This window comes from Pseudomonas sp. TH07, assembly GCF_016651285.1.
Classification (GTDB): domain Bacteria; phylum Pseudomonadota; class Gammaproteobacteria; order Pseudomonadales; family Pseudomonadaceae; genus Aquipseudomonas.
Genome location: NZ_JAEKED010000001.1, coordinates 697,088 through 713,060, shown reverse-complemented (window position 1 = coordinate 713,060; position 15,973 = coordinate 697,088). Strand labels below are relative to the sequence as shown.

Below are 15,973 nucleotides of genomic sequence, written 5' to 3'. Positions count from 1 at the left end.
GTGGCGCGGGTGCGAAAGCACTTAAATAGTGGAGCAGGTCCTCGGCAACCCAGCCTGACCAGTGTGAGCGCTGGTCAGGCTGTTGTGAGGTTGTTCAGCTCACGCGAGCGGCAATCCTTCAGGCCACGGTGGCAGGCGCACCGACTTCTCTCGCGGTGCCGCTTTGCTCGGTTGCAGGCAGCAATGATCCGCGCAGCGAGTGCGGCTGGGCGGCATCGATGTGCACGTCGGCGAACTGGCCGATCAAGGTCGGGTTGTCGCAGCGGAAGTTGACGATGCGGTTGTTCTCGGTCCGGCCCTGCAGTTCGCCAGGGTCTTTCTTCGAATAGTCGGTGACCAGGATCCGCTGGATCGACCCGACCATTTGTCGGCTGATCTCGAAGCCTTGCTGATTCAATCGGTGCTGCAGAGCATTTAGACGTTCTTTTTTCAGCTCTTCCGGGGTGTTGTCCACCAGGTCGGCAGCCGGGGTGCCCGGACGCTGGCTGTAGACAAACGAGTAGGAAAAGTCGAAGCCGACGTCTTCGATCAGCTTCATGGTCTGTTCGAAGTCTTTTTCAGTCTCGCCCGGGAAGCCGACGATAAAGTCGGAGCTGATGCAGATGCCGGGTACCGCCGCGCGCAGTTTGCGCAGCTTGGATTTGTACTCCAGGGCCGTGTGGTTGCGCTTCATGGCCGCGAGGATCCGGTCGGAACCCGATTGCACCGGCAGATGCAGGTGTTTCACCAGCTCCGGGACTTCGGCGTGGGCCTGGATCAGGCTGTCGGAGAATTCCAGAGGGTGCGAGGTGGTGTAGCGAATACGCTCGATGCCGTCGACCGCGGCCACCACTCGAATCAGCTCGGCCAGGTCAGCCAGGCGCCCGTCATGGGTCAGGCCGCGATAGCCGTTGACGTTCTGCCCCAGCAGGGTGACTTCGCGCACACCGTTTTCCGCGAGGTGGATGATCTCGGCGATCACATCGTCAAAGGGCCGGCTGACTTCTTCGCCGCGGGTGTAGGGCACGACGCAGAACGTGCAGTACTTGCTGCAGCCTTCCATGACCGACACATAGGCGCTTGGACCATCGATGCGCGGCTCCGGCAGGTGGTCGAACTTTTCGATTTCCGGGAACGAGACGTCGACTTGCGGCAGTTTGGTGATGCGCGCCGCGTCGATCATTTCCGGCAGGCGGTGCAAGGTTTGCGGGCCAAAGACCACGTCGACGTAGGGTGCGCGATCGCGGATCGCCGCGCCTTCCTGGCTGGCCACGCAACCGCCGACGGCGATCACCATGTCCGGGTTGGCCAGTTTCAGTTCGCGCCAGCGGCCGAGCTGGGAGTACACCCGGTCCTGGGCGCGTTCGCGGATCGAGCAGGTATTGAGCAGGATGACGTCGGCATCTTCAGCGCGGGCAGTGACTTCCAGGGCCTGATGTTCACCCAGCAGATCGACCATGCGCGAGCTGTCGTACTCGTTCATCTGGCAACCGTGGGTTTCGATGTAAAGCTTCTTGGCCATGGGGGGATCGTCAACTGGTGGTAAAGAACCGCGCATTATAGGGGGCATGCCGATAGGTTCCTAGCACTGTGCATCGGGTGCCATGCTATAGTTCGCGCCCTCTTTTATATCCCCCGATGTGTTACCCGCCCACCATGACCAAACGTGAAGCTCCAATCTATAAGGTGATTTTCCTCAACCAGGGCCAGGTGTTCGAAATGTACGCCAAGCAGATCTATCAAAGTGATCTGTGGGGTTTCCTGGAGGTGGAAGAGTTCGTCTTTGGCGAGCGCACCCAGGTGGTCGTCGATCCGAGCGAAGAGAAGCTCAAGGCGCAGTTCGAAGGCGTGGTCCGCAGTTTTGTGCCAATGCATTCCATCGTGCGCATCGACGAAGTGGAGCGTCTGGGCACACCGAAGATCAGCGAAGCCCGCGGCATGAGCAACGTCATGCCGTTCCCGATGCCGATGCCCGAAAAGTAGTATCGGCACAGTTGCTGAGCGAGGGCGTGTACCCTCGCTCGACAGCAAGGCAGGCGCAAATCTACCCCTGCGATTCATTAAGGTAAGTGCCGTGATCGGCTCGAGGGGAGTGCTGCACTCCCTGAATACAGCTCAGGGCAGAGGGGAGAAGGGCGAACGCCCGTCGGCGCTCTGCAGCTCCATCAGGTATTTGCGGAAGATCTGCCCCAGCACCTGGGTCGCTACTTCCAGTTCATCACGCTGCATGTGCTCGGCGACTTCGTCGGCCGTATCCAGCGCATCTTCGGCACCGTTGACCGCCGCCATTTTCAGCACGATATACGCCTGGACGTTATTGGCGGGTACGCCTTCACCGTGGAAAAACATGGTTCCAAGCTTGAACTGTGCCTGGGCGTGGCCTTGCAGTGAGGCTTTCTCGAAGTAGCTGAGGGCCAGGTTGAGGTCGCGCGGTGCGCCCTTGCCCTCGTAATAGAACTCGCCCAACTCGTACTGTGCTTGTGCATCGCCTTCATCGGACGCTTTCTGGCAGGCGGCGAGCGCCTCGGCCAGGTCTTGCGGCTGAGTATTCAGGGTGCAGCGACCCATCGCTGGGATCAACAACGAGTTGCCGCCCGCTTGTGCGTGCGCGAGCAGGGGCTGAAGGAGCAACAGGCAGCCCAATGCAAGGGCGCGGCCGGTGCGGTTCATGGGAATCGACTTACCTCTGGAGGGCACGCGGACCCATCGAGGGATCCAATAAGCGCGCATTATGAAATAAGCAGGGCCAACCTTACAAAGTCTTTACTCGTTTTTCTGCTGCGCGGGCGCTATATCCGCAGCTTTCGGCGGATTTATTGCTTTGCGGGGCGCAAACAGCGCGTGACGAGGTACAACCGCCGCCCGCAAATGCTGGCGGCGGTTGAGGCAGGCTTTACTTCAATGCGGAAAATGCGCGTTCTGCAGCGTCCAGGGTCAGTTTCAACTCGGCATCGCCGTGGGCGATCGAGGTGAAACCGGCCTCGAAGGCGCTCGGCGCCAGGTACACGCCACCTTCGAGCATCAGGTGGAAGAAGCGCTTGAACAGGTTGGCGTCGCTGGCCATGACATCGTCAAAGGTGACGATGTCGTCGGCGCCACTGAAGTACAGGCCGAACATGCCGCCTGCCTGAGTGGTGACGAACGGTATACCTGCGGCATCGGCACGCTGTTGCAGGCCGTCGAGCAGGCGGCTGGTGTAGTCGCTGAGTTCGGCGTGGAAGCCCGGGCGGCTGATCAGGCGCAAGGTGGTCAGGCCGGCAGCCATGGCCAGCGGGTTGCCCGACAGGGTGCCGGCCTGGTAGACCGGGCCCAGCGGGGCGATGTGGTGCATGATCTCGCGCTTGCCGCCGAAGCAGCCGACCGGCATGCCGCCGCCAATGATCTTGCCGAAGGTGCTCAGGTCCGGAGTCACGCCGTAATGGGCCTGGGCGCCGCCGAGGGCGACCCGGAAGCCGGTCATCACTTCATCGAAAATCAGCACCACGCCGTGCTGGTCGCACAGGCTGCGCAGGCCTTCGAGAAAGCCCGGCGCCGGCGGCACGCAGTTCATGTTGCCAGCCACTGGCTCGACGATAATGCAGGCCACTTCCTGGCCGACTTCGCCCAGCATCTTCTCGACCGCAGCGATATCGTTGAACGGCAGCGTCAGGGTGTGTTTGGCAAACGCTGCAGGAACACCGGCCGAGCTTGGAACGCCCTGGGTCAGCGCGCCGGAACCGGCTTTTACCAGCAGGCTGTCGGAGTGACCGTGGTAGCAGCCTTCGAACTTGATGATGCTGTCGCGGCCGGTGAAACCCCGGGCCAGGCGGATGGCGCTCATGGTGGCTTCGGTGCCGGAGCTGACCATGCGCACCATCTCCATCGACGGCACGATGGAGCAGACCAGGTCCGCCATCTCGGTTTCCATGGCCGTCGGCGCGCCGTAGGACAGGCCATGCTCCAGCTGCTTGCGTACCGCGTCCAGCACGTCCGGGTGGCTGTGGCCGAGGATCATCGGGCCCCACGAGCCAACGTAATCGACATAACGCTTGTCATCTTCGTCAGTGACGTAGGCGCCTTCGGCGTGCTTGAAGAACAACGGGGTACCGCCAACGCTCTTGAACGCACGAACGGGCGAGTTCACGCCGCCGGGGATGTGTTTCTGGGCATTGGCAAACAGAGTTTCGGAACGGGACATGATCGGGCTCTCAGCAATCAGCAATTGAATAAGTCGTTGAAGGCGCGGGCGCGGCGCGTTACTTCCTGGGTGCTCGATGCACCAAACAGGCCGTGGACCACCGCCAGCAGGTCGGCGCCATGGGCCACCAGTGGCGCGGCGTTGTCGAGGGTGATGCCGCCGATCACGCAGATCGGCAGGTGCAGGCTGGCGCGGGCCTGGTCCAGCAGTTCAAGGTCGGCGCTCGGTGCGCCGGGCTTGGTGCTGGAGTTGAAAAAGCGGCCAAAGGCGACATAGCTTGCGCCTTCCTTGGCGGCCTGCTCGGCGAGTGCGAGTTGGCTGTGGCAGGTCGAGCCGATGATTGCCTTGCGCCCGAGCAGGGCCCGGGCGGGCGTCAACGGACCATCGGTCTGGCCCAGGTGTACGCCGACACCAATGCGCGCCGCCAGTTCGGCGTCGTCGTTGATGATCAGTTGGGTCGTGTAGCGCTCGCACAGTCGCTGCAGGGTCTCGGCCTCGCGCAGGCGACGGGCCTCGTCGTTGCTCTTGTCGCGGTATTGCAGCAGCGTCACGCCGCCATCCAGCGCGGCCTCCACGTACTGCAGAAACTTGCCGGCCAACAATTGGCTGTCGGTGATGGCGTACAGGCCACGTAGTTTCATTGAAAGCCTCAAGGCGTTACGAGCAGAAATCCAGGGGCAGGCGGCGCGGTACGAACTGGCCTTTGCCCAGTTGTTCGGCGTCGCGCAGGGTGCGCCAGGTGTATTCCAGAGCGGTTTTCACTGCGCTGGCCAAGTGTTCCCCTTGGGCCAGGCGGCCTGCCAGGGCGCTGGCCAGTGTGCAGCCGGAGCCGTGATAGCTGCCGGGCAGGCGCTGGCAGGTGTAGGTTTCACGCAGGCCGTCGCGACTATATAGACGATTATGCACCTGGTGCTCGTCGCCATGACCGCCGGTGATCAGCAGGTGTTTGACGAACGGCAGGAGTTTTTCAGCGCACTGATCGGCGGTGCCTTCGGGCAATTCGGCCAGGATTCGTGCTTCAGGGAGGTTGGGAGTGGCAATGGTGGCCATCGGCAACAGGCGCTCGCGCATGGCATAGCCGACTTCATCCTTGCCCAGCCGTCCGCCGCCGCCGGCCCTGAGCACCGGATCGCAGACCATCGGCAAATGCGGATGCGCCTGGAGCAGTTCGACTACGGTGTCGACCATCTCCAGGGAACCGAGCATGCCGAGCTTGACCGCGGCCACGGTCGAATCATTGAGCACGGCGTTGGCCTGGGCCAGTACCCACTCACGATCCAGGATCCGGAAGTCGCTGACGTTGACCGTGTCTTGCACGGTCAGCGCGGTCACAGCCGGAGCTGCATGACAACCCTGGGCGAGCAGGGCTTCGATATCTGCCTGCAAGCCGGCGCCACCACTTGGGTCGTGGCCGGAGAGACAGAGGACAACGGGGCGAGAGCTGTAGATATTCATGGTGCGCGAGCTTACCACCAAACGTTTTTTTTCGCGGCTCTCGGCGCGCCTTTGCGCCGAGTCGCAGCTTCCCATGAATCGACTTGACTGAACGAACAGCTCTAGCTCAATGGATAGCGCTGAAATGCCCGTTCTAGAGCCTTTAGACTAAAATTTTCAATGGTGCTCAATGGCCATCAGCGGCTATGCTAGAGTGGATCCAAACCAATAACAGGTAATGCCGGTTTTACGTCTGCTCAAAAGGAATGGGGGCTTTTTGACACAACCGGACAGGCCACGCTGGGGCTTTATGCGCTATTTGTTGATGTTGCTGTTGTGTGTGCCAATGTTGGCTGGCGCGGTCGAGTTCGACGAGTTCACTCAGCGCCTGCCCTTGGGCCAGGTCATGCAGGTGTTCGAAGATGTGAGTGGCGAGGCGACCATCGCCGAAGTCAGTTCACAGGCTTTGGCTGGCAATTTCAAAACCCACGAAAAGCCCACCCTCAATGCCGGTTACTCGCACTCGGTGTTCTGGTTGAAAGTCGACCTGGATTACCGGCCCGGCAACCCCACTGCACAGCGCACCTGGTTGCTGGAACTGGCTTACCCACCGCTGGATCATCTCGATCTCTATCTGCCCGATGAAGGCTCCGGCTACCGCCTGGCTGGCCGAACGGGCGACGCCTTGCCCTTCGATAGCCGGCAGATCCGCCAGAACAACTACCTGTTCGACCTGAGTTTTGCGCCCAACGAGCACAAGACGGTGTTCCTGCGCCTGCAAAGCGAGGGTTCGATCCAGGCCCCGCTGACCCTCTGGTCGAGCACCGCCTACCTTGAGGCGCAGCCGATGCGCCTGTACGTACTGGGCCTGATTTACGGCGTGCTGCTGGGGATGCTGATCTACAACCTGTTTATCTACCTCAGCGTGCGCGACACCAGCTACCTCTACTACATCTTCTATATCGCCTCGTTCGGCCTGTACCAGCTCTCGGTCAACGGCGCGGCGGTCGAGTATTTCTGGCCGAACAACCCGTGGTGGGCCAACGCCGCCACGCCATTCTTCATCGCCTCGGCCGCGCTGTTCGGCAGCCAGTTCGCCCGCAGCTTTCTGCAGACCTCAAGCCACAGCCGGTGGGTTGATCGCCTGCTGTTAGTGCTGATCGCCTGCAGCGCCGTGGTGCTGGGCCTGTCGCTGATGACCAGCTACGCCCTGGCCTTGCGCCTGGCGACCGGCCTGGCCCTGATCTTTACCGTGGTGATCTTCGTTTCCGGGATTGTGGTCTGGTACCGAGGCTTGCGCGTGGCGCGCTATTTCATCATCGCCTGGTCGGCGTTTCTGTTCGGCGGGGTGATCAACACCCTGATGGTGCTCGGTTACCTGCCTAACGTGTTCCTGACCATGTACGCCAGCCAGATCGGTTCGGCGATCGAGGTGGCGCTGCTGTCCCTGGCCCTGGCCGACCGGATCAACTCGATGCGCGAGCAGCAGGCGCAAACCCTGTTCGATGCCGGGCAGAAGCTTGAAGTGCTGAACCAGCAACTGGCCCACAGCAATCGGCTCAAGGACGAGTTCCTGGCCACCCTGACCCACGAATTGCGCACCCCGATGAATGGGGTGATCGGCTCCCTGGAACTGATGCAGACCCTCGATCTGGATCCGGAGCTTGAGCAATATCAACAAACCGCCGCCGGCTCGGCGCGGGACATGATGCGCATGGTCAACGGCATCCTCACCCTGACCGAATTGCAGGCTGGCAAGCTCAGCGCGCAACGCGAGTCGTTCAGCCTGCGTTCGATGGTTGACGGCCTGCGCCTGCAGTTTGCGGCCAATGCCTCGGGCAAGGCCCTGGGGTTCGATGTCGACTTGGCAGCCGGGGTGCCGGACCGCCTGCTGGGCGATCGCGGCAAGCTCAATCAATGCCTGGAGTGCCTGCTGGACAATGCCATCAAATTTACCCGTGTCGGTGGTGTGGTCTTGCGTATCACCGCCAAGCCGGAGGTTGATGGGCGCCAGGCGCTGACCTTAGCCGTGATCGACACCGGGATCGGCTTCGTCAATCTGGACGAGGCGACCCTGTACCAGCGGTTTTTCCAGCTCGACAGCTCAATGACCCGGGAATATGGCGGGTTGGGTGTGGGTCTGGCCATTTGCCGGCAGTTGATTGAGCTGATGGGGGGCCACCTGACCCATGAGTCCGAGCCGGGGCGCGGCAGTTGCTTCCGCCTGGAGGTCGAGTTCGAGGTGGACGTCAGTCCCGCTCTGCACACCCCTTCGGTGTTCCAGGCGCGCTCGGTGTGCCGGCGGGTGCCGGAGGATTGCACGATGCTGCTGGTGGATGACAACAGCATCAATCAGTTGGTGGTGCGTGGCATGTTGCTCAAGCTCGGTTATCGGGTGCTCAGCGTCGTCAGCACCACCCAGGCCCTGGAGCAGCTGCGGGTGGAGAAGGTGGATGGGGTGCTGCTTGATTGCCAGATCAGCGCCCAGGACGCCACAGCGTTCAGCGCCCAGGTGCAGGCCTTGCCCGGTTGCGCCAGGTTGCCGGTGCTGGTGGCGCTGGCGTGCACCCATGCAGCCGAGCGCGAACATTGCACGGCTTATGGCTGGATCGAACACTTGGCCCGGCCGGTGAAATTCGAGGAGTTGCAGGTGATGCTGTTCAAGCGTGTGCTCTGTCCTTAGCAGGGTGAAAGTGCCGATATTTAGGCGTATATGACACTTTGAACCCCGGGAGTGGGGTGCTTAACTGAGGCCAGTCACGCCTTCAGGAGCCCCGTCATGAACCTGCACCAGTTCGCTGAAACCCACGAAGTCACCAACCAGCCGCCGTCTCTGGATGGCATCAACCTGTATCGCATCGACCTGCCCCTGCAAGAGTGGACCCGGCGTTTTGGCGGCGCCTGGGCCGAGCCGCGGATCGATGCCTATGGGGCGCTGGCCGGTGGCCCGCTGATGGAAGCGGGTTTCCTGGCCAATCAGAACAAGCCGGTGTTTGTCAGCCATGATCGTTTTGGGCATCGCCTGGACTTGGTGGAGTTTCATCCGGCCTATCACCAGTTGATGCGTACTGCCGTCGAACATGGCTTGCCGTCGCTGCCCTGGACCGACGCCCAGCCCGGCGCCCACGTGGCTCGCGCCGCGATGACTTACCTGCACAGCCAGGCCGAGGCCGGCAGCGGTTGCCCCCTGACCATGACCTTTGCCTGCGTCCCGGCGCTGAAGTTGCAGCCCGACCTGGCCGAGCAATGGCTGCCCAAGGTGCTGGCCACCGAGTACGACCCGCGCAACGTCGGCATCGCGCACAAAGCCGGTGTGACCATCGGCATGGCGATGACCGAGAAACAGGGCGGCACCGATGTACGGGCCAACACCACCAAAGCTTATCCGGTGGGAGCGGGTGGTCCCGGGCAGGCCTATGAGCTGGTAGGGCACAAGTGGTTCTGTTCGGCGCCGATGTGCGATGCCTTCCTGACCCTGGCCCAGACCGAAAAGGGCCTGACCTGTTTCCTGCTGCCCCGGCATCGCCCTGATGACAGCCGCAATCAGTTCTATATCCAGCGCCTGAAAAACAAGCTCGGCAACTGCTCCAATGCTTCCAGCGAAGTGGAGTTCCGCGGCGCCCTGGCATGGATGGTGGGCGAGGAAGGTCGCGGGGTGCCGACCATCATCGAGATGGTGGCCATGACCCGTTTCGATTGCATGGTCGGCTCCAGCTCGCTGATGCGCCAGGCGCTGACCCAGGCCAGCCATCATTGCGCCCATCGGCTGGTGGGTGGCCGAGTGCTCGCCGAGCAGCCGCTGATGCAGAACGTCCTCGCCGATCTAGCCCTGGAAAGCGAAGCGGCCCTGGCCTTGAGCCTGCGCATGGGACGGGCCCTGGATCACCTGGATGATGGCCAGGAGGCCAAGTTCTCGCGGCTGGTGACGGCAGTGGGCAAGTATTGGATCTGCAAGCGGGCGCCGGCCATGATCAACGAAGCCGCCGAGTGCATGGGCGGCGCCGGGTACGTGGAAGAAAGCATCCTGCCGCGGCTGTACCGTGAGGCGCCGGTCAACTCGACCTGGGAAGGCTCGGGCAATGTGCAGTGCCTCGATGTGCTGCGTGCCCTGTCGAAAGAGCCTGGGGTGCTGGATGTGTTGTTCGCCGAGCTTGGCGATGGTCATGGCGATAAACGCCTGGCCGCTCATATCACCACGCTGCAACAGGCGTTCAAGGACACCGACGATATCCAGTACCGCGCGCGGCAGCTCACTGAAGACATTGCGCTCGGGTTGCAGGCCAAGCTGTTGCTGGAGGCGGGCAATGCGGCCGTCAGTGATGCCTTTATCGCCAGTCGCCTGGGCAATGCCGGGCGCGCCTACGGCACTTTGCCGCGGGGCCTGGATGTCGCGGCGATAGTGGCACGCTGCACGCCCCAGGCCTTTTGATCAACCTTGGGCGCTGGTAGCGATTGGGCGGTTCCCGTGAGGCGGCGATGCAGGCAAGATGAACGCCTGCAAGATCAGAACACAGGATGCTTATCGTGACCGAAGCTTTTATTGTCGTTCAAACCGCCGAGCAAGCCGTGGATCGGCTTGCTCAACTGCATGAGCGGGCCACCACCGCCTTGAGCCAGGCGCTCAAGCGCTATCTCAAAGATCGCGTCGAACCCACCGCCGAGCAACGGGCGCAGTTTCGCTACCCCGAATTACGTTTGACCTACCTCTGCCAGGGCGAAGTCCCGCAAACCACCCGGGCCTATGCCAAGGTCCAGCTGCCGGGCACCTACAGTGTCACGGTCACCCATCCGGCGGCGTTCCGTAAGTACCTGCTGGAGCAACTGGTGCCGTTGATGCACGACTTCACCGTGACCGTGGAAGTGGGCGTCAGCGAGCAGAATATTCCGTATCCCTATGTGGTCGAACAGGGCGATGAACTGGCCGGTTCCGGCGTGACCGCCGCCGTACTGGCGCGGGTTTTCCCCAGCACCGACCTGTCCGCCGCCACCGACGGCATTGCCGACGGCCTGTATGACTGGGAAAACACCGACCCCTTGCCCCTGGCGCTGTTCGACGCCGCACGGGTGGACTTTTCCCTGCGGCGCCTGGTGCATTACACCGGCAGCGACTGGCGCCACGTGCAGCCCTGGATCCTGCTGACCAACTACCACCGTTACGTCGACCAGTTCATTACCCACGGCCTGGAGCAACTGCGCAGCGATCCGCGTTTTGTACGCATGGTGTTGCCGGGCAACGTGGTCATCGAAAAAACCATGGACCACGGCGAAGCCTCGGCGATTGCCGCCGGGGTGGTCTGGCACCGCTACCAGATGCCGGCCTATCACCTGCAGGCCTCCGATGGCCATGGCGTGACCCTGGTGAATATCGGCGTCGGCCCGTCCAACGCCAAGAACATCACCGATCACCTGGCGGTACTGCGTCCGCATTGCTGGCTGATGATCGGCCACTGCGGTGGCCTGCGGCAGTCGCAGACCATTGGTGACTATGTGCTGGCTCACGCCTATATGCGCCGCGATGGGATTCTGGACCGGGTGGTGCCGCCCAATATTCCGATTCCGGCCCTGGCCGAAGTGCAGATGGCCTTGCAGCAAGCCGCGGCCAATGTCACCGGGGAGAAGGGCGACGACCTGAAAAAGCGACTGCGCACCGGCACCGTGCTGACCTACGACGACCGCAACTGGGAGTTGCGCTGGGCTCAGGAACGACCGCTGATCAACCTGTCCCGGGCCGTGGCCGTGGACATGGAAAGCGGCACCATCGCCGCCCAGGGCTATCGCCTGCGAGTGCCGTACGGCACCTTGCTCTGTGTCTCGGACAAACCGCTGCACAGCGAAATCAAACTGCCGGGTTCGGCCAACGCTTTTTATGAGCGAGCGGTCAGCCAGCACCTGAAGATCGGCATCGCAGCGGTGGACCTGCTGCGCACCGACCTCAACTCGCTGCACTCGCGCAAGCTGCGCAGCTTCGACGAGCCGCCATTCCGCTGAGTGTTTATTGAATGGTCATTTGGCGATCAGGCCACTAGCATTGTCGGTCCTGATCGCTGAATGTCCTTTTCACCATGCCCCGTCCCCCTCGTCCCGTTTCCCGCCGTCCTGGCAGCAACAGCCCGTCTTCCGGCCAGGCGCCGCGCCGTATCGCCAAGGCGCCGCCGACCGAGCCAAAACTGATTCTGTTCAACAAACCCTTCGATGTGCTGACCCAGTTCAATGATGAACAAGGGCGAGCGACCCTCAAGGATTTCATCGCCGTACCGGGCGTCTACCCGGCCGGTCGCCTGGACCGTGACAGCGAGGGCCTGTTGCTGCTGACCAACGATGGCCAGCTTCAGGCGCGCATCGCCGACCCCAGGCACAAGTTGGCCAAGACCTATTGGGTGCAAGTCGAGGGCGTGCCCAGCGCCGAGCAATTGCAGCAACTGCGCGATGGGGTGCAGCTAAATGACGGCCCAACCCTGCCCGCCGAGGCCCGAGCCCTTGATGAGCCCGAGCTGTGGCCGCGCAATCCGCCGGTGCGCTTTCGCAAGAGCGTGCCCACCAGTTGGCTGGAGTTGGTGATTCGCGAGGGGCGCAACCGTCAGGTCCGGCGCATGACCGCTGCGGTTGGCCTGCCGACCCTGCGCCTGGTGCGGGTCAGGATTGGCGACTGGACGTTGGACGGGCTGGATCAGGGGCAGTGGAAGGAAGTCCCGGCGCGTTTATAGAACCCCGGACTCGATGAGGCCGATGACCACGCTCTTGATAATGAAGGCGGCCACGCCCAGGCCCAGGACGAAGAACAGGATGAACGAGCCGAAGCGCCCGGCCTTGGACTTCTTCGCCAGATCCCAGACGATAAACGCCATGAAAATGATCAGGATGCTGACCAGGACCGTCATCATCCATTCTTCGAAAACTGCAGGATCCATCGAACATCTCCAGCGCAGGCAGGGCAAAAAAGGCCGGCCGAGTATACGCCAAGGGGTATGGGCAGGGCATTGATCTGCGTGCGTTACGTCGCCACAGGCAGGCTCGCTGGCGCGGCGTAATCAGCCGCGCAGGTGGGTCAGTGGCAGTTCGGTGCTGTTGAGTACCTGGTTGAGGACGAAGCTCGAACGCACGCTGGTGACGCCTTCGATGCGGGTCAGGTGGCCCAGCAGCAGTTTCTGATAGTGGTCCATGTCGGGCACCACGACCTTGAGCTGGTAGTCGGCGTCCATGCCGGTCACCAGGCTGCATTCCAGGACCTGAGGCAGGTTGCGGATTGCCGCTTCAAAGTTCTCGAAGCGCTCGGGGGTGTGCCGGTCCATGCCGATCAGCACGTAGGCGGTCAGGCTCAGGCCGAGCATCTTGCGATCGAGCAGGGCGACCTGGCGCGAGATGTAGCCGTCGTCCTCCAATTGCTTGACCCGGCGCGAGCAGGGCGAGGGTGACAGGCCAATGCGCTCGGCCAGCTCCTGGTTGGAGATGCGGGCGTCGCGTTGCAATTCAGCCAAAATGCTCAGGTCGTAACGGTCGAGTTTGCTCATGGAACAGGCCTTTGTCATAACTATTGCGCCATATTATCTATCCTGAGTTAAAAATTGCGCAAGCTATGTTTATTTGAGCAATCTTCGCAATCCTGTGTCGACGCTCCAGGCCTATTCTTAACACCAGAATCACTGCCCGGACATAGAGTCCAGTGCGGCCCGCCGAATCAGGCCAGCCGCGGTCGCCACCCCCACAGGGTTGAGTCGGCCCCCGGGCTACACACTGTCCAGAAGACGGAGTGAGGTGAGCCGGGGCCACAAGCGCCGAGCACGGACGAAAATCTCAAGGGGGGACCGACGGGTCCCCCTTTTTTATTGCCCCTAAATAAGTCTCGTGACTGATAACCTGTCGCAGAACCGGCCTGTGCTTTTCCAGTCTTATCTATAGGCCCTAATCCGCAGTGAGGAATAGCATGAAGTCGCGCATCTGGCGTTTGGCAGGTGTTGGTTTGCTGTGTATCAGTGTCAGCGCGCAGGCGCTGGCCGACGAGCGGGATGAGGCACAACAACGTCCTCAGCATGGCGCCGGTGGTGGCAATGGCGGCGGCCAGCGCGAACATGCGCCAGAGGCGCGTCCGGCACCTGCCCAGCCGCGTCCGGAAAACAACCAGAACCGTCCTCAGAATAATCAGCCCCGGCCACAGAATGAGATCATTCGCGGCGATAACAGCCGCCAGTTCGAACATAACGGCCAGAACCCGGGAAGCCAGAACCCGGGCGGACAATGGCAGAACCGTCCCCAGCACGATCTAAACGGCCAGGGCCGTCCGGTGCAGCAGCCTGCCGTGCAGCCGGCAACCCGCCCGCAGAACAATCTGCCGATCCAGGGGCGTCCCGACACCGTGCGCCAGACCCAGGAGCCGCAGCGCGGCTACTACCAGGACACGCCGCGACGCAATGATTACAACCAGCACTGGCAGGCGGGCGGGCCGGGCTCGCGTCCGGGCGGCGGACATGCCGACGATCATCGCTGGCCGGGGCGCCCGGATGGGCATGGCAACGGCTGGGGGCCAGGCCCGCAGTATCGCCCGGGGTATGTGATCGACCGTTTTCCGGATCGCAATTACCGCGTGCCTTATCGGGGCCAGGACTACTTCTTCTCCGGTGGCTATTGGTATCGTCCGCAAGGCCCGCGCTACGTCGTGGTGACGCCGCCCTATGGCATTCGCGTGGGTTATCTGCCGGATTACGCCCGGGAAGTCTGGATCGGCAGCGCGCTGTTCTTTCTCGCGGCGGGCGCCTACTACACCTACGAAGCCAACACCCAGGACTACGTGGTGGTGCAGCCGCCGGTGGCCAGCCCGCCGCCGCAACAGGCGGGCAATGGTTATGACGTGGTGGCTTACCCGGTCAGCGGGCAATCGCCGCAGCAGATCGATCAGGACCGTTACGACTGCTATCGCTGGGCCGTGCAGCAAAGTGGCTTCGATCCGGCAGTGGCCACCTATCCGCCTGCGCCCGAAGTGGTGCAGACCTACCGCCAGGCCCAGGGCAGTTGCCTGAGCTCGCGCGGTTATCAGGTGACTTACTGACCCCTGGCAGCCAGCACCACTTCCTGTGGGTCGGCGTGCACCAGCACTTCGGCCCTCGGGTAGGCGGCATGGATCGCATCGGCGGCCTGGTCGCTGATGCCATGGGCCACTGACAGGCTCAAGTCCCCCGGCAGTTCCAGGTGCAATTGCACGAACCAGTGACTGCCGGAGATCCGCGTGCGCAAGTCATGGGCACCCAGCACCCCTGGAACGGCGCAGGCCAGTTCGAGCATGTGCTGGCTGACATCCGGCGGCAATTCTTCGTCCATCAGCACGGCCACGCTCTCGCGGGCTATCTGCAGCGCACTCCACAGGATGTAGACGGCGATCGCCAGGCCAAACCAGGCGTCCAACTGGTGCCAGCCGAAACTGGCGAGCACCAGGGCCACCAGGATGCTGGCGTTGAGCAGCAAGTCCGAACGGTAATGCAGGGAGTCGGCCCGTACCGCCGTGGAACCGGTTTCGCGGATTACCCGGCTCTGCACCATCAGCAAGGCCACGGTCAGGGCCAGGGACAGCAGCATCACGCCGATACCGACCCAGGGCGCGCCCAGCGGCTCGGGGTTTTTCAGGCGTTCGATGGCCTGGATCGCGATCAGCACCGCACTGGCGGCGACGAACACCGCCTGGGCCATGCCTGACAGCGACTCGGCCTTGCCGTGGCCATACCGGTGGTCGTCATCGGCCGGGCGCAGGGCGTAATGCACCGCCAGCAGATTGAGGAAGGACGCCGCACCATCGAGCAACGAATCGGTCAGGCCCGCCAGCAGGCTCACCGAGCCGCTGAGCCACCAGGCGACGGCCTTGGCCACGATCAGGATGCTGGCCACCGCCAATGATGCGCGGGTGGCCAGGCGCAGCAGGCGCGCGTGTTCCGGACTAGTGCTCATACGAGGCGAATTCCTTCAGAGGCCGCTTCAGGCCGCAGGCTGCAGGCCGTACAGCGCCAGCTGTTGCACGCTGCCTTTGTGCTGGATCAGGCGTGGATCATCCAGCGGAAAGCTGCCGCCCAGTTCGCTTTCGAGAATCGCCTGCAGTTTGCGGTTATCGACTTTGCCGTCGGCGCCTATGGCTTGCTGGAGTTTTTCCGGGGCGATCTGCGCGGTTTTTCCGGGCTCCAGGTAGATGGCGCCGGTGGCGAAGTCGACGCCGAAGGCGATCAACCCGGGGATCACGTAAAACAGCAGCCCCACGGCATCGAGCACGGCCACCAGGGGGTCGATCTTGCCTTCGATCTGGCCGCGTCGATCCGGGAAGAAAATCGAGCCGCAGGCGGTGACCTGGGTCAGCAGGGTGGCGACCAGCACACCGCCAATCAAACGGAAGGGAATACGCATGAAAAT

At 62.5% G+C, this 15,973-nt stretch carries 15 protein-coding genes; 6 read left to right on the top strand and 9 right to left on the bottom strand.

Annotated features, from left to right (window positions below; all coding sequences use genetic code 11):
- Nucleotides 1-118: 118 nt before the first annotated feature.
- Entirely contained in the window at nt 119-1,501 is a 1,383-nt protein-coding gene (gene miaB / locus JFU57_RS03435; protein WP_078471660.1) for a tRNA (N6-isopentenyl adenosine(37)-C2)-methylthiotransferase MiaB, read from the bottom strand.
- A gap of 134 nt (nt 1,502-1,635) precedes the next feature.
- Between miaB and JFU57_RS03430 the strand changes: the two genes are divergently transcribed.
- Nucleotides 1,636-1,962, top strand: a complete 327-nt coding sequence (locus JFU57_RS03430; RefSeq protein ID WP_020295297.1) for a DUF1820 family protein — start codon at nt 1,636-1,638, stop codon at nt 1,960-1,962.
- Nucleotides 1,963-2,094: 132 nt separating this feature from the next.
- Here JFU57_RS03430 and JFU57_RS03425 read toward each other — a convergent pair whose 3' ends face one another.
- The 4 genes from JFU57_RS03425 to JFU57_RS03410 all read right to left on the bottom strand — a co-directional run bounded on the left by JFU57_RS03425 (nt 2,095) and on the right by JFU57_RS03410 (nt 5,611).
- A complete protein-coding gene (locus JFU57_RS03425; RefSeq protein ID WP_020295298.1) occupies nt 2,095-2,649 on the bottom strand; it encodes a tetratricopeptide repeat protein in 555 nt (184 codons plus the stop codon).
- Nucleotides 2,650-2,872: 223 nt separating this feature from the next.
- Nucleotides 2,873-4,156: a glutamate-1-semialdehyde 2,1-aminomutase gene (hemL, locus tag JFU57_RS03420; RefSeq protein WP_201128152.1), complete on the bottom strand. Its 1,284-nt coding sequence runs from the start codon at nt 4,154-4,156 to the stop codon at nt 2,873-2,875.
- Nucleotides 4,157-4,173: 17 nt separating this feature from the next.
- Nucleotides 4,174-4,797, bottom strand: coding sequence for a thiamine phosphate synthase (gene thiE, locus JFU57_RS03415; protein WP_201128151.1), 624 nt, complete (start codon nt 4,795-4,797; stop codon nt 4,174-4,176).
- 16 nt (nt 4,798-4,813) lie between these two features.
- On the bottom strand, nt 4,814-5,611 hold the full coding sequence (locus JFU57_RS03410) for a hydroxymethylpyrimidine/phosphomethylpyrimidine kinase (RefSeq protein ID WP_201128150.1): 798 nt from the start codon (nt 5,609-5,611) through the stop codon (nt 4,814-4,816).
- A 289-nt stretch (nt 5,612-5,900) separates the two neighbouring features.
- On the opposite strand from JFU57_RS03410, the gene JFU57_RS03405 reads away from it, so the two are divergent.
- The 4 genes from JFU57_RS03405 (at nt 5,901) to JFU57_RS03390 (ending at nt 12,294) form a co-directional block, all read left to right on the top strand.
- On the top strand, nt 5,901-8,273 hold the full coding sequence (locus tag JFU57_RS03405; RefSeq protein ID WP_201128147.1) for a hybrid sensor histidine kinase/response regulator: 2,373 nt from the start codon (nt 5,901-5,903) through the stop codon (nt 8,271-8,273).
- Nucleotides 8,274-8,369: 96 nt separating this feature from the next.
- Nucleotides 8,370-10,019 (top strand): acyl-CoA dehydrogenase family protein, encoded by a 1,650-nt coding sequence (locus JFU57_RS03400; RefSeq protein WP_201128145.1) that lies wholly within the window; start codon nt 8,370-8,372, stop codon nt 10,017-10,019.
- 86 nt (nt 10,020-10,105) lie between these two features.
- A complete protein-coding gene (gene amn, locus JFU57_RS03395; RefSeq protein ID WP_201128143.1) occupies nt 10,106-11,578 on the top strand; it encodes an AMP nucleosidase in 1,473 nt (490 codons plus the stop codon).
- A gap of 149 nt (nt 11,579-11,727) precedes the next feature.
- Nucleotides 11,728-12,294 carry a pseudouridine synthase gene (locus JFU57_RS03390; protein WP_201132075.1) on the top strand — a complete coding sequence of 189 codons (567 nt, stop codon included), beginning with the start codon at nt 11,728-11,730 and terminating at the stop codon, nt 12,292-12,294.
- Here the strand turns inward: JFU57_RS03390 and JFU57_RS03385 are convergent.
- Complete coding sequence (locus JFU57_RS03385; protein ID WP_020295306.1) at nt 12,289-12,498, bottom strand: DUF2788 domain-containing protein; 210 nt, start codon at nt 12,496-12,498, stop codon at nt 12,289-12,291. The two genes, JFU57_RS03390 and JFU57_RS03385, sit on opposite strands and share 6 nt — an antisense overlap.
- A gap of 120 nt (nt 12,499-12,618) precedes the next feature.
- Nucleotides 12,619-13,098, bottom strand: a complete 480-nt coding sequence (locus JFU57_RS03380) for an Lrp/AsnC family transcriptional regulator (protein ID WP_020295307.1) — start codon at nt 13,096-13,098, stop codon at nt 12,619-12,621.
- A 413-nt stretch (nt 13,099-13,511) separates the two neighbouring features.
- Here JFU57_RS03380 and JFU57_RS03375 point away from each other — a divergent pair, with 413 nt between their 5' ends.
- On the top strand, nt 13,512-14,630 hold the full coding sequence (locus JFU57_RS03375) for a DUF6515 family protein (RefSeq protein ID WP_201128142.1): 1,119 nt from the start codon (nt 13,512-13,514) through the stop codon (nt 14,628-14,630).
- On the opposite strand, the gene JFU57_RS03370 is transcribed toward JFU57_RS03375, so the two are convergent.
- Nucleotides 14,624-15,520, bottom strand: coding sequence for a cation diffusion facilitator family transporter (locus JFU57_RS03370; RefSeq protein ID WP_201128141.1), 897 nt, complete (start codon nt 15,518-15,520; stop codon nt 14,624-14,626). The two genes, JFU57_RS03375 and JFU57_RS03370, sit on opposite strands and share 7 nt — an antisense overlap.
- A gap of 27 nt (nt 15,521-15,547) precedes the next feature.
- Nucleotides 15,548-15,967 carry a hypothetical protein gene (locus JFU57_RS03365; protein ID WP_020295310.1) on the bottom strand — a complete coding sequence of 140 codons (420 nt, stop codon included), beginning with the start codon at nt 15,965-15,967 and terminating at the stop codon, nt 15,548-15,550.
- Nucleotides 15,968-15,973 lie beyond the last annotated feature (6 nt).

Bases quoted from the DNA above. Each gene is read 5' to 3' on its own strand.
- JFU57_RS03375 (WP_201128142.1), top strand. From the start codon at position 13,512: ATGAAGTCGCGCATCTGGCGTTTGGCAGGTGTTGGTTTGCTGTGTATC.
- hemL (WP_201128152.1), bottom strand. From the start codon at position 4,156: ATGTCCCGTTCCGAAACTCTGTTTGCCAATGCCCAGAAACACATCCCC.
- JFU57_RS03385 (WP_020295306.1), bottom strand. From the start codon at position 12,498: ATGGATCCTGCAGTTTTCGAAGAATGGATGATGACGGTCCTGGTCAGC.
- JFU57_RS03380 (WP_020295307.1), bottom strand. From the start codon at position 13,098: ATGAGCAAACTCGACCGTTACGACCTGAGCATTTTGGCTGAATTGCAA.
- JFU57_RS03365 (WP_020295310.1), bottom strand. From the start codon at position 15,967: ATGCGTATTCCCTTCCGTTTGATTGGCGGTGTGCTGGTCGCCACCCTG.
- JFU57_RS03370 (WP_201128141.1), bottom strand. From the start codon at position 15,520: ATGAGCACTAGTCCGGAACACGCGCGCCTGCTGCGCCTGGCCACCCGC.
- amn (WP_201128143.1), top strand. From the start codon at position 10,106: ATGCTTATCGTGACCGAAGCTTTTATTGTCGTTCAAACCGCCGAGCAA.
- JFU57_RS03410 (WP_201128150.1), bottom strand. From the start codon at position 5,611: ATGAATATCTACAGCTCTCGCCCCGTTGTCCTCTGTCTCTCCGGCCAC.
- JFU57_RS03405 (WP_201128147.1), top strand. From the start codon at position 5,901: ATGCGCTATTTGTTGATGTTGCTGTTGTGTGTGCCAATGTTGGCTGGC.
- JFU57_RS03400 (WP_201128145.1), top strand. From the start codon at position 8,370: ATGAACCTGCACCAGTTCGCTGAAACCCACGAAGTCACCAACCAGCCG.
- thiE (WP_201128151.1), bottom strand. From the start codon at position 4,797: ATGAAACTACGTGGCCTGTACGCCATCACCGACAGCCAATTGTTGGCC.
- JFU57_RS03425 (WP_020295298.1), bottom strand. From the start codon at position 2,649: ATGAACCGCACCGGCCGCGCCCTTGCATTGGGCTGCCTGTTGCTCCTT.
- JFU57_RS03430 (WP_020295297.1), top strand. From the start codon at position 1,636: ATGACCAAACGTGAAGCTCCAATCTATAAGGTGATTTTCCTCAACCAG.
- miaB (WP_078471660.1), bottom strand. From the start codon at position 1,501: ATGGCCAAGAAGCTTTACATCGAAACCCACGGTTGCCAGATGAACGAG.